The sequence below is a fragment of the Levilactobacillus zymae DSM 19395 genome (assembly GCF_001434115.1).
In the GTDB taxonomy this organism is placed as follows: domain Bacteria; phylum Bacillota; class Bacilli; order Lactobacillales; family Lactobacillaceae; genus Levilactobacillus; species Levilactobacillus zymae.
In genome coordinates, this window is the sequence record NZ_AZDW01000005.1 from 1 (window position 1) to 12,950 (window position 12,950).

The window sequence follows — 12,950 nt, forward strand, 5'->3', positions numbered from 1 at the left end:
CTTATCATGAATCGTTGATTTAACAACATTTCCATTGACAAGACGTAGAAAAAGAGCCCCAGGATTAATCGTGGCTCTTTTATTTTATTCGGTGGCTGAGGAGGAAAAGTAATGAACGGTGGCCAAGAGATTATCCTGCAAAAGGGGTTTAATTGCCGCGACTTGGGTGGCTATCGGACGTCAACGGGAAGGACCATTTTACCCCACAAACTGATCCGCGCGGGGTATTTGTCAGACCTCAGTCTTACGGATCAAGCTCGGTTGTACACTTATGGGGTACGAACGATCATTGATCTGCGATCCCCGGCGGAGCGACAGCAGTATCCGGACCGGTTAGACTCGCGGATGCGCTATTTACGGTTACCGATTCTTAGGCAAGACCGCACACAGAACGTCCAACAGCTGATTGGTCGGTTTACCGATAAACAAGCGGGTAAACGGCAAATGCTGGCCCTTTATCAGCAATTGGTGGTGACCGCCGAAGCCCAGCAAGCCTATCGCCAATTCTTCTCGGTGTTAGGCCAAAAGTCTACCGGAGGGCTATTGTTTCACTGTTCTGGGGGTAAGGACCGGACGGGCGTTTTAACGATTCTATTATTGAAGGTATTGGGGGTCCCCGCCGACGTGATCCGCGCGGATTATTTGGCTAGTAACCAGGCTTCCGCGGTCCGCATCAACCAACGTTTGAATAAAACCAAATTGGTGAGTTCACGGGTGGCAGACCTGCAATCGGTTTTTGACCTATCAGTTGTGCGGCCAGCCTACTTGGACCAAGTCGAAACGCTAATTCAGACGCGCTATGGTGGGTTTCCGGCCTACCTGGCCAATCAAATTGGCGTGACCACAGCTGAAACTGAGCAACTGAAAAAACGCTACTTGACCACAAAGGGAAGTAGCGTCGAGGATTTAGTGTTGTAAAAGGGAGTGATAAAGATGACGACTATTGGGGTCCTGGTAGGTAGCCTCAGTCAGCACGCCTACAGTCAACGGCTGGCTGACCACGTCATGCAGACGCCTTGCGTCGCCAAGTTTGTTCAACTCAACTACGACCTCTTGCCCCTGTACAATCCAGATTTGGAAACCGAACCGATCTTGGAGTGGCAGGTGTTTAGAAGTGTTGTTGCGCAAATGGACGCGTTATTGATCGTGACGCCGGAATATAATTTCTCGGTTCCGGGCGGGTTGAAGAACGCCATCGATGTGTTATCGGTGGCCAGTAGCGCCCCAGTCCATCAGCCGGTGTTGGTCGTGACCGCTTCTGCTGGTGACCGGGGCGGGGCGAACGCGAACGCCCATTTGCAGCAATTGTTACGCTACATGGGGATGGACGTGGTGAATGATTGGCTTACCATTGGTCACGTTCAGGCGGACTTCGATTCTCAGAACCGACTAGTCAACCCACGAGTCACCCAGCAGCTGGAACAAGCTGTGGCCCATTTGCTGGCCGCTATTAAGTAAAAATTTTAGAAACGCGTGGTGTAGATCCATTGAATAACGGAGCTATGACTGCTGACAACGGCACTAGCCGAGTGCGTGGGCTGGCGGCAATCGACCGTGTAGACCCAACCACGGTCACCGGAATCCGTTAGGTCGCCGATTTGATTGACGTAGGGATAACCATCGACCGTTTGAATCGATAAATTGATGCCCAGTTTCTTGAAATACCGCCGCGAAACGTCAAAAACGGTATCGTGGTCGCCCCAGGTCAGGTCGTGCGGAATCGTGTAAATCTTCTGCACAACGTAGTGATTGCGCCGGTATTCGAGGGGCGTCATCTGGGTGATATTCTTAAAGACCTTAGAAAAATAGCTATTTTGCGAGCAGCCAACTTGACGCGCAATGACGCTGACCTTCTCGTTAGTCATCATGAGATGTTCGCAAGCGATGGCCATTTTCTGACAGTTGACGTAATCGATGAAGTTAACGTGTAAGTATTTTTTGAAAATACGACTCAGGTAAGAGGGCGATAGAAACACGTTTTGGGATACGGACTCTAGCGATAACGAGTTTTTGATATTACTTTGCACGTACCCCAACACGTTACCGATACTAGAGGTATTGCCCGCGTGGGTCGTTTGGTTATGTTTACGTGCGACCTGGTGGTCAATCTGGGAAAGCGTTGGCTTGAACAAAAGCGCAAAGCGCCGCATCTGCGCAACACTTTGCGCGCTTAAGGGATTTAGAATCTGAATATGGGTGTTGAGCATCCGTCCCAGCGTATTGTTGGCGATGCTCTCTATGTAAGTTTGAGACAAATTGACGCGTTCTTGTGAAACGCTGGTGGCATCACAAATCACAAAACCGTAAATGCTCTGATTCGCAATAACGGGGAACAGGGAAATGGCGGTTGCGTCCTTAAGTGAGAGATTATGTTGAATATCGTTTGCCCCGTGATAAACGGTGCCCTCTTTAAGGAGTGTATCGTTAAGGGCGTAAAATGAAGTGTTGATTTGGCTGATCTTCGAAAACAGCTCGATGGAGTCAGATAAATCGGTGTAATCAATGGTGGTAGGAGTACTAGTAGGCATGGCAATCTTCCTTCCCGACATTTTTTGACACGTCATGACGTTTAAACATCATAGTGCTAATTCTAAGTGAGTTAATCATGAAAATCAAGATAGCGCTTACATTTTATGGCAAAATGTTATCTTTTTGAAATATATTTATCCTAGTAACGGTAGTTTATGGGACTAAATACCAGATTTAAAAATCGTGGGCGGGCTTGCGGTGAGGGTCAAGAACGCTAAGGCGATGCCGCCAACGCGAAGGGGTTCGATGGAACCCGCGACAAACTAGGCCCTAAACGGCCCCAAAGTCTAAGGTGAAGGTGATCGAGATGCTTAAGCAGAAGCAAAAATTATTGGCACAAGCTAATCAACAGCTACAACAGTTTGCTCAGGTGGTGAACGGGGATCAGCCGGTCCGCCCGGTAAAACCCAACGAAACTTTGCGGGTTGGAATCGATCTCGGAACTTCTTCGATTGTGATGGTCGTTTTGGACCAGCAAGATCAGATTATTTATGGAAACTTTGAGTACGATCAGGCCGTCCGGGATGGCCTGGTGGTTAACTTTATCGATTCGGTACATATTTTGGAACGGCTAAAGCAACAAGCGGAGACCGTCTTGGGGGTAACGTTGACGACGGCTTGCGGGGCGATTCCACCGGGAACGGGTGCCGGCAGTGCTAAAATTGTGACTAACGTGATTGAGGCGGCTGGTTTTGTTTGTCGGCGGATAGTGGACGAACCAACGGCTGCGGCGCGTTTCTTACACGTTAAAAATGGTACGGTGGTCGATATCGGTGGGGGAACCACGGGAATCAGTGTGTTCAAGGGACGGAAGCTCACACAAGTCAGCGATGAACCCACCGGGGGATTGCACATGACCCTAGTTTTAGCGGGGCATCATCACTGGGAGATGGCGACGGCTGAAAAGGCCAAGCGAGACGAAGCCCAAGAAGCCGATGTGTTTGCCGTCATTCGGCCCGTGGTTGAAAAGATGGCGACCATTACCCGTCAGACGACTCAGGGTAAACCGCAACAACCCGTGATTGTTGTGGGGGGCGCCATTAATTTTAAGGAGTTTATCGACACGTTTAGTCAGACGCTGGGAACGCCCGCCCATAAGCCGGATTATCCGCAATTCGTAACCCCAATTGGAATCGCCATGTATGATTATGACGCCTAGTTGGCGGTGAGGAGGGAAACTATGAGAAAAGCGATGTTCGTGGGAGCTGTGGGGTGCGGCAAGACGACCCTGATTCAGCGGTTAGCCCACGAAGAGATTCGGTATGACAAGACCCAGGCGGTCGAGTTTCGGGGAGACATCATCGATACACCGGGAGAATTCGTGGAGCATCGCTACTTGTATCCGTCACTGATGACCATGTCAACGGAGGCCCAGGTGATTGTAGCGATTCAAAGTGCCACCGACCAGCGGATGGTGTTTCCACCTGCATTTACGACGATGTTTCCGGTCCGTACCATTGGGGTGATCTCGAAGGTGGACGTGGCTAGTCAGCAGCAGCTCGATTATGCCCACCAGCAGTTGTTGAATGCGGGGGTCAGCCGGGTATTACTGCTCTCGGCGGTCACGGGGGACGGGGTGGCCGAGTTTCGGCGTGTCCTGGCTGAAGTGACGGCGCCGGTCGCGCACTGAAACCTAACAATTGAAAAGAATGCTAAAAAAGTTTGGCTGGCGGCCAAGCTTATTTGGGTTACGGTTAATTAGCTCAATCATGCGGGCCGCTCCTGGTTCAGTCAACTAGTTAACCACCCATTCTCGCGGGCCATTAGTGGGTAAATTGTTTAATATGGAACGCGAAGAAGGTGGCCGCTATGCGGAAAACGACGCAGGCTTTATCCGGCGCGGGGATGCTGATTACCTTGGGAATCGTTTACGGGGACATTGGCACTTCGCCGTTATACGTGATGAACGCAATCTTAGCCTCTGCGCGTCAGCCCGGAGACCTGCAACCCACGGTATTACTGGGCAGTGTCTCCCTCATATTTTGGACGTTGATGTTGATTACCACGATTAAATACGTGCTGTTGGCTATGCACGCCGACAACCACCACGAAGGCGGCATCTTTGCGCTCTTCGCGTTGGTCCGCAACCGCGCCAAGTGGCTGATCTGGCCGGCCCTATTGGGGGGCGCGGCGCTTCTAGCCGACGGGACGTTGACCCCGGCGGTGACGGTCACCTCGGCCGTCGAAGGCCTCAAGGGATTGAAACTCGGCCCCGTGACCGTTAGTCAAAGCCAGGGGATGGTCCTGGGCATCGTGACCGGGATCTTGCTGGGCCTCTTTTTGATTCAACGGTTCGGCACGGTGTCGATCGGTCGGTCGTTTGGGCCCATCATGTTGCTATGGTTCGGGTTTATCGGCGGGGTCGGCCTGTGGAACCTGCTGGCGGCCCCGGAAATGCTTAAGGCGTTGTCGCCGGTCTACGCGCTGCGGTTTCTGACCAGTCCGTTGAATCATCAGGGCATCTTTATCTTGGGCAATATCTTTCTGGCCACTACCGGTGCGGAGGCCCTGTACTCGGACATGGGTCAGGTGGGTCGCGCCAACATCTACGCGACCTGGCCGTTCGTTTACGGCATGTTAATGCTGAGTTACCTGGGTCAGGGCGCGTGGTTACTGACCCACGCGACGTTGACCACGGCGCAACTGCACCGGTTGAATCCGTTTTACGCCATGGTGCCGGCCGGCGGGCAGGTCGTGGCGATCCTCTTAGCCACGTTAGCGGCCATCATCGCCTCGCAAGCCCTGATCACGGGCTCTTACACCCTGGTGCACGAAGCCATCGGTCTGAAACTGTTGCCCAAATTACGGCTAAAGTTTCCGGGCAACTCCGCCAGTCAAATCTACGTGGCGACGGTCAACTGGTTACTGTGCCTGGTCACGCTCAGCATCGTGTGGTTCTTTAAGACCTCGGCGCACATGGAGGCCGCCTACGGGTTAGCCATCGTGATCACCATGTTGATGACCACGCTCCTGTTACACGCCTTCTTACAGCCGCATCACCCGGTCGTGGCCACGGTGTTTGTCCTGAGTTTTGGCGCACTAGAAAGTCTCTTCTTGGTGGCCAGCCTGGTCAAATTCTGGCGCGGCGGGTACGTCACGCTCCTGCTAACTTGCCTGATCCTGTTGATCATGGTGGTCTGGTATCAGGGCAACCGGCGACTGGACGCCAATTTGCAAGAGACCGAGGAAGTTTACCTGCCGACGTTTCTACCGCAGCTCCAGGCCTTGAGTCACGACGACGGGGTTCCGACGTTTGCGACGAACCTGGTATACGTCAACCGGGTCCGGCCCGACCAGACCATCAAGCGTTCGGTGATCTACTCGATCCTAGATCAGCAGCCCAAACGCGCGAAGGTCTACTGGTTCATCACGGTCAACGAGACCGACCAACCGGCGGATTGCCACTACACGGTCAACCTGCACGGCACGCGCAACGTGGTCGACATCCAACTCTACCTGGGGTTCAAGAAGCCCCAACGCTTGAACGTGTATCTGCGGCAGATCGTCAACGAATTACTGGATAAGGGCCTGATCGACGGGCAAACGCCGGAGTATTCCAGCGAACTGCACCGGCGGGTGGGGAACTTCAAGTTCGTCATCTTAAACCAGCAGTTCCAAGACCTCAGCGCCCACGACCTGTCGACGCTGGACCGGTTGTTGATTGGCGGGCGGTTGTTGCTGCAACGGCTCTCGGTCTCGAGTTCGCGCTGGTACGGTTTGGAATTTAGTGACGTCATCGAAGAACGCGTGCCGCTGTTTATCGGTCAGCGACCGGATCCCCAATTGAAATTAACGCGGGTCAAGCATTAACGTGAGAACGGCGATGGGGCGAGTCCTCATCGTTTTTCTTTTGAAAGCGGAAACACAAAAATTACTTTAACTTTTAATTTATATAACGACGCGTGGTTCAGGGGAAAAGCCAAAAACCGCCATCACGGTTGGGTGATGGCGGCTTTGGAGTTTTAAGCTTAATTGATAATTGCTTAGTGGCGGAAGTGCCGGTGGCCCGTGAAGACCAAGGCGATGCCGTACTTGTCGGCCATGGCGATGGAGTCCTTGTCGCGGATGCTGCCCCCGGGTTCGGCGATGGTGGTGATGCCGTGTTGGGCGGCGTATTCGACGCAATCGTCCATCGGGAAGAAGGCGTCGGAGACCAGTACGGCTTGGTCGTAGGCCGGTTTGCTTTCGGCCTTACCGACGGCGATCTTGACCGCGTCAATCCGGTTCATCTGACCGGGGCCGATGCCCAGCGTTTGACTCGGCGTGTTGATGACGATGGCGTTACTCTTGACGAACTTGATGGTCTTGAGACCGAAGAGCACGGCTTGCAGTTGTTCGGCCGTGGGTTGGGCCTGGCTGACCACCTGGAAGTCGGCCGGGTCGTCCAGCACGTGGTCGCGTTCTTGGCGCAGCAGCCCGCCGCGAATGCTGACGAGTTCGGCCGGTTCGGGGTCGGCCGCGGTGGTAAAGTCGACCGTGAGTAAACGCAAGTTCTTTTTCTTGGCCAGCACGGCGTAGGCGTCGTCGTCGAAACTGGGAGCGATGATGATTTCCAAGAACAGCTGGTGCATCTTGGTGGCCGTGGCCAGGTCGACCGGGCGATTTAGGACGATGATCCCGCCGAAGATCGACATCGAATCGGCCGCGTAGCACTCGTCCCAGGCCGTTTCCAGGGTAGCGGCTGACCCGACACCACAGGGATTCATGTGTTTGAGGGCAATGACGGTCGGGGCGCTGAATTCTCTGATCAGGCCCAAGGCAGCGTCGGCGTCCTTGATGTTGTTAAAGGACAGCGGCTTGCCGTGGAGTTGCTTGGCCGCCGGAATGGAGAAGGGCGCCGGTTGGTTTTCCCGGTAAAGGGTCGCGGCTTGTTGCGGGTTTTCGCCGTAACGCAGGGCCTGTTGGCGTTGGTAGGTCACGGTCAACGGGTCCGGTGCAGCGGCGGCATCGTCGTCGGGGGCCAAGTAGTCGGCAATCAAAGCGTCGTAGTGGGCCGTGTGCTGAAAGACCTTGGCGGCCAGGTGGCGCCGTAAGGTCATCGGGGTCGTGTCGTCACTGATGGCTTGCCCCACGGTGGCGTAATCGGCGGGGTCACAGACCACCAGTACGTCGCCGTAGTTCTTGGCGGCCGCGCGAATCAAGGAGGGGCCGCCGATGTCGATCTGTTCCACGGCCGCGGCTAACGTGACGTCGGGCTGACTGATGGTTTGGGCGAACGGGTACAGGTTGACGCAGACCAGGTCGATGGGCGTAATGGCGTGGTCGACCAGCGTTTGTTGGTGCACGGGATTGTCTCGCTTCGCCAAGATCCCCCCAAAGACCAGGGGGTTCAGGGTCTTCACGCGACCGTCGAGCATCTCGGGAAAGTGGGTCACGGCTTCGATGGGCGTGACCGGCACGTTGGCGGCGGCTAGGGCGGCTTGCGTCCCGCCGGTGGAGACCAGTTCGTAATCGTGAGCGATCAACGTTTGGGCAAAGGCAACCAGCCCGGTTTTATCGGAAACACTGAGTAACGCACGTTTCATAAAAAAATCCTCCTTGTTATAACGGAAATAGGGGTAGCTCGGCTAAAAATTCGATATCGGTCCGTTTAGCGGCGTCGCCTTCGGCTAAGATGGCGACCTGCCCGACCACGGTGGCCCCGGCCTGTTGGACTAATTCGTTAGCGGCCCTGAGCGATCCGCCGCTACTGATGACGTCGTCGACGATGACCACCCGTTTGTGGGCGATGCTTTGCGCGTCCAGACCGTCTAAAAAGAGGTGCTGCGGCGCGCTGGTGGTGATGGCGTTGACCGGTACCGACAGGGGGTCACGCATGTAGTCTTTTTGCGACTTGCGTAACACCACGAACTGGGCGCGGTTGGTCAAGCGGCTGAGTTCCTGGGCCAACGGGATGCCCTTACTTTCCATGGTGATCAGGTAATCGAAGTGCGCGGGCATCTTGTGGGCCAGCGCACTGGCGGCGTAGTCGGTCAGCTCGGCGTCGCCCAATAACACGAACGAGGCGATGGCCAGGTCGGCACTAATGGGAATGATTGGCAGCTGGCGGGTCAACGGGCCTAGGGTCAAGGTATAAGTTGAAGTCATGGTCACGGATTAAACCCCCAATCCAAGTAATGGTAAGACAAATTTCAAGACGGCACCGGAGAGCAACCCGGCAAACGGGTCGGCGATGGCGGTCACCACCAGGGTGATGGCGGCCACGGTACTGTTAGCACCGTGTAGGGCGGTCGCGGCGTTGGCCGGGAAAATGACGGCGACGCCCAAGATCAGCAGGAAACCGGCGATCGAGGCGCTAGGCACGTATTTACCCAGCTTGCCCAACCAACCTAAGGCCAGAATGGCGGCCATGATCAGCATCATCATGATGCCGGCGACCACGGGTTCGGGGGCGCTCCCGGTAGCGGAGATGATGACTTCGACGGGGGCCCCACCCAATAGACTGGTTCCCATGTCGGCCAAGGCCTGCGTGCCGGTCAACAGGTTCAAGTTGACTGGATTGGGTTTCTGGCCGGTCATCTGCCCGGTGATCAGACCGTAGGAGATGTTGGCCCCGATGTTCAGGCAGGCCAGGCTCAACGCCCCACGGAGCACCCGGACGTTGAATTGGGGCTTGGTGAAGACGAAGCGCCGGGCGGTCACGTGAGCCGGCAAGTCGACGCGGTAGTGCTGTAGTGTCACGGCGGCGAGGCTGGAGCCAATCACCGAGACCACGATGGTCCAGACCAGGTCCTTGGTGATCAGGTAGACCACGATGGCGATGGCGATGGACAGCCAGCCGGTCAGCCGTTGGTCTTTGGCCATGCCCAGGGCAATCTTGGCCAGCATGATTCCCACGCCGGCCATCATCCCGGCCATGATGTTGTTGCCCAGAACGTCGACGATCTTGGTCAACGTCCCGGTGACCCCGATCACCAACATGATGACGGAGCCGCCGAAGATGATGGACGTCCGTTCGCGTAAGTCGCGCCCGAGTTTACCCGTCAAGGCCAGCGATTCGGCCTGAAAGGATAAGGGGGCCACGGCGCCAAACGCCCCGTTGACCGCTGAAGCGAAAATAAAGGAAAATAGGGTGGGAAAAATAGCGAAACCTAACGACATGGCCATGATTCCTTGGGGAATGCCGTTCAAAACGACCCCAATGGCCGCGAGTAAGTCGGTTAACCAGTGCACATTACTTCCTCCTCAGTTAAATAATATTCGTCTTTCATGCTGATTATAGCTAACGTAAGCTGGATTAGTCTATATAAAATCGTAAATTAATTAAATTCGATATAAATATTGTTATATTTAGGCTTATATTCACGTAAAACACGAACGAAAAAGCGATGGACAGACACAAAAAAGCCGTTTCCCGGGAAGTTCCCGAGAAACGGCTTCGTTAGTTTAGTTAACGCGTTAATCTTCACTAGTGACTTGGTCATCCGCCGAACGTTTTTGGGCGTTGCGGTAGAAGATCCAGGCCACGGCCCCGAAGAAGATGGGGCCGATGATGGTCCAAAAGGCGGTGATGTAATCGTGTTCCAAGATCGGTTGCAGGCAGGTAAAGCCGATCCCGCCGACCAGGACGATCAGGACTAACGTGACAATCACGTTGGTCCATAACCGGCTGGTGTAGATTTCAAACGGCCGGTCCAAGTCGGTGCGGCGTTTGAAGAACGGGAAGGCCCCAATCAAGAAGAGGTACGGGAAGGACGTCGAGACGTTCCCCATGTCGGTCAAGATCAGGTAGAACTGCTTGGCCGCTGAGCCCCCGAAGGCCACCAGGAAGACGAAGACCGCCACGATGATGGCCTGGAGCCACATCGAGAAGGCCGGCATACCGACCTTGTTTAACTTGGTCATCTTCTTGGGCCACAGCTTGGGGGAAGACCCCAGGATAAAGGACTTCAGTGGTGAGTAGATCAGCACGAAGAAGGACCCTAGGTAGCCCATAAACATGCTTAACCCGGTCAAGCGGGCAAAGAGGTGGCCCAGCATGACCGAGGTGCTAGCGGATAGGTGCAGGGTGTTACCTAAGACCAACCCTAAGTTGTTCATCAACACGTAGGTAATGTTTCCTAAGTTGACGGCGTTTTTTCCTAAAATCTCGTGCCAGTTGGTGCTGATCCCCCACAGGAAGATCGACAGGGAGTACATCACCGTGATGGCGATCGTCGAGATGATCAAGCCCTTGGGGAAGGTCTTTTCCGGCCGGTCCATGGAGTCGGTGATGCCCCCCATGGATTCCATCCCGGCGTAGGCGAAGACCGCGTACGTCACGAACGAAATCAGCGCCATGGGTGAGGAAAATTGCGGGTTGGGCGAAGCCACGAAGCTGTGCATCCCGTTGATGGGTTCGGCTAAGTGGCCGCCGTTAGCGATGACGATCACGATGCTGGCCACGAAGAACAGGGCGGTCAGAAACATCACGAAGATGCCCCCCAACGACGAAATCTTGGCGATGGAGCTGACCCCGCGCGTGGCGAAGAAGGTCACGACCAGGATCCAGGCGATTCCCAGTAACCCGATGGTTTGCGTGGAGCTTAAGCCGAACAGCGACCAGGTCTGCGTTTGGTCACTCCCGGAGATCAACGTGGACAGCGGAATCCAGACCTTAGACGAGGTGGATAGCATCCAGATGACCCACGAGGATAACCAGATGAAGGTCCCGATGAAGGCCCATTTTTCGCCGATCGAGCCGGCTAACCAGGAGTAAATGCCCCCCTTGGCTTCCTTAAAGGCGGACCCGTATTCGGCCAGCATCAACGCGCTGGGTAAGAAGAACAGTAGGGCGGCGAGGATGTACCAGATGATACTGGCGTACCCCATTTGGTCGTAAGCGACCGTGGTATTGGCGAAGCCGTAAATGGCCGTAAAAATCATTAAGATTAAAGTCGAAAGTTTAATCTTCTTTTGCTTTTCCATTTGTCTAATAATCTCCCATTTGGTGGGGCGAACGTCCCAGCAAGTTTATAAATTCAAATCTTGATGATAGTTGAGCGGACCCAGGTCAGTCGCCTGGGTGATAAATTGCGCCGCCAAGTCGCGGTACCGCTGGATTCCCAATGCAGCGGCCCGGTTGGACTGGGTGGTCAAATAGTGCGTCAGCTCGGGGCCACTCAGGCGTTTAGCGACCGCGTCGGTCTGGTGCACCAGGTGGGCCAGGTCGCTGCGCAGTTGCTTCTGGGTGGCGTTGAGTTGGGTGATGGTTTCGTGGTAGTGCGCGTCGTTTAAGACGCTAATGAGCTTGTAGACCCAGTAGGCCGATTGGCTGTCGTAGGTGGCCGTCCCGAGTTGGTAGGCCGCCGGGGTCTGGTCGATGCCGGCGTAAAACGGCACGTAGACGCTTTGGGCGCCCACGCCCATGGCCAACCACTGAATGCCGGCGAGGGCCGGTTCCAGGTCGGGACGGAGTTGTAAGACGTGGGATTCCTGGGTCTTGGCCAGGCTGACGGGCCGGAACCGTTTCCGGTCGGCCGGACTCCCGGCCCCCACGGGATCGTAGGGCGTACCCTCGAAGTGACTACTCAGGTAGTCCTGGGCGTCGGTCACGGCGAGTTGCCGGTCAGCGTATTGGATAAAGGGTAAATCAAATGATTGCGGTTGCGCGCTGACCTGCGGGGTGAAGCGTTGTTGGCCGTACCAGACCCGCGGCGTGTTGTAGTACAGATCCGACTGTTCACGGGTGCCGAAGATTTCGCGCCAGTTGAACTGATCGCGGTGCGGGTTCAAGTGGTTGGCCGTTACGAACCGTTGCAGGTCCGCAGCGAACAGGAAGTTAGCCGGGTCGTGAAAATCAACGGTCTGGATGGCCATCTGGTTGGCCACAACGGCGTAGGCGTGATCCGGAATCCGCTGGGCGACCCAGTAGTGACCGGCGCCGGTCTCTAAGTACCAGGCTTCCGTTTGGTCGGCAAACAAAATACCGTTAGATTCGGCGGTCCCGTAGTGTTCGACCAGTTGGCCCAGGCGTTGCACCCCGGCACGGGCGGTGCGCACGTACGGTAAGACCACGGTGACCATGGCTTCTTCGGCGATCCCGTTTTTGACTAGAGGATCACAACCCAATACCCGGTCGTTGGAATACGTGCTTTCGGTGGCACTCATCGCGACCCCGTACTCGTTGATGCCGGCTTCTTCAAAGACCCCGTACTGGTCCGTCCACTCGGGAGTGGCGGTGTACTTGGCCGCGTGAGTCGGTAACGGCAGGGTGAAGCCGTTGTCCGGACTGACGAACTGCGCGGCGGTCGTCTCCTTAGCGGGATGGACCACGAAATGTTTGGGCCAGGCGGCCTTGGCATCTTCGTTTCGACCGATCATCACCGAGCCGTCGATGGAGGCCTTGGCCCCAATCAAGATACTGGTACAAGCGGAATAATTCATAGCGACGCTCCTTTCAATTTTATGCATAAATTTACGTCTCTTATTCTAACATTTTT

Annotated in this window: 11 protein-coding genes; 5 read left to right on the plus strand and 6 right to left on the minus strand. The window is 55.3% G+C overall.

What is annotated here, in order from left to right; genetic code table 11:
• Positions 1 to 111: 111 nt before the first annotated feature.
• Both FD38_RS00805 and FD38_RS00810 read left to right on the plus strand, forming a co-directional pair.
• Positions 112 to 918: a tyrosine-protein phosphatase gene (locus FD38_RS00805; RefSeq protein ID WP_057730278.1), complete on the plus strand. Its 807-nt coding sequence runs from the start codon at positions 112 to 114 to the stop codon at positions 916 to 918.
• 15 nt (positions 919 to 933) lie between these two features.
• Positions 934 to 1,458, plus strand: coding sequence for an NADPH-dependent FMN reductase (locus FD38_RS00810; RefSeq protein WP_057730279.1), 525 nt, complete (start codon positions 934 to 936; stop codon positions 1,456 to 1,458).
• Between the two features lie 5 nt (positions 1,459 to 1,463).
• On the opposite strand, the gene FD38_RS00815 is transcribed toward FD38_RS00810, so the two are convergent.
• Positions 1,464 to 2,528: a helix-turn-helix domain-containing protein gene (locus tag FD38_RS00815; RefSeq protein WP_057730281.1), complete on the minus strand. Its 1,065-nt coding sequence runs from the start codon at positions 2,526 to 2,528 to the stop codon at positions 1,464 to 1,466.
• 308 nt (positions 2,529 to 2,836) lie between these two features.
• On the opposite strand from FD38_RS00815, the gene eutJ reads away from it, so the two are divergent.
• The 3 genes from eutJ (at position 2,837) to FD38_RS00830 (ending at position 6,339) form a co-directional block, all read left to right on the plus strand.
• Positions 2,837 to 3,688: an ethanolamine utilization protein EutJ gene (gene eutJ, locus FD38_RS00820; protein WP_057730283.1), complete on the plus strand. Its 852-nt coding sequence runs from the start codon at positions 2,837 to 2,839 to the stop codon at positions 3,686 to 3,688.
• 21 nt (positions 3,689 to 3,709) lie between these two features.
• On the plus strand, positions 3,710 to 4,159 hold the full coding sequence (locus FD38_RS00825) for a EutP/PduV family microcompartment system protein (protein ID WP_057730285.1): 450 nt from the start codon (positions 3,710 to 3,712) through the stop codon (positions 4,157 to 4,159).
• 179 nt (positions 4,160 to 4,338) lie between these two features.
• Positions 4,339 to 6,339, plus strand: coding sequence for a KUP/HAK/KT family potassium transporter (locus FD38_RS00830; RefSeq protein ID WP_057730287.1), 2,001 nt, complete (start codon positions 4,339 to 4,341; stop codon positions 6,337 to 6,339).
• Between the two features lie 173 nt (positions 6,340 to 6,512).
• On the opposite strand, the gene purH is transcribed toward FD38_RS00830, so the two are convergent.
• The 5 genes from purH to FD38_RS00855 form a co-directional block, all read right to left on the minus strand.
• Positions 6,513 to 8,054 carry a bifunctional phosphoribosylaminoimidazolecarboxamide formyltransferase/IMP cyclohydrolase gene (purH, locus tag FD38_RS00835; protein ID WP_057730289.1) on the minus strand — a complete coding sequence of 514 codons (1,542 nt, stop codon included), beginning with the start codon at positions 8,052 to 8,054 and terminating at the stop codon, positions 6,513 to 6,515.
• Between the two features lie 16 nt (positions 8,055 to 8,070).
• Positions 8,071 to 8,616: a phosphoribosyltransferase family protein gene (locus FD38_RS00840; RefSeq protein WP_057730333.1), complete on the minus strand. Its 546-nt coding sequence runs from the start codon at positions 8,614 to 8,616 to the stop codon at positions 8,071 to 8,073.
• Positions 8,617 to 8,625: 9 nt separating this feature from the next.
• Positions 8,626 to 9,702 (minus strand): hypothetical protein, encoded by a 1,077-nt coding sequence (locus FD38_RS00845; protein ID WP_057730291.1) that lies wholly within the window; start codon positions 9,700 to 9,702, stop codon positions 8,626 to 8,628.
• A 225-nt stretch (positions 9,703 to 9,927) separates the two neighbouring features.
• The gene (gene yjeM, locus FD38_RS00850) at positions 9,928 to 11,436 is read right to left on the minus strand and encodes a glutamate/gamma-aminobutyrate family transporter YjeM (protein WP_057730292.1); all 1,509 of its coding nucleotides are present in this window, start codon (positions 11,434 to 11,436) and stop codon (positions 9,928 to 9,930) included.
• A gap of 45 nt (positions 11,437 to 11,481) precedes the next feature.
• Positions 11,482 to 12,894 (minus strand): C69 family dipeptidase, encoded by a 1,413-nt coding sequence (locus tag FD38_RS00855; protein WP_057730294.1) that lies wholly within the window; start codon positions 12,892 to 12,894, stop codon positions 11,482 to 11,484.
• Between the last annotated feature and the right edge of the window lie 56 nt (positions 12,895 to 12,950).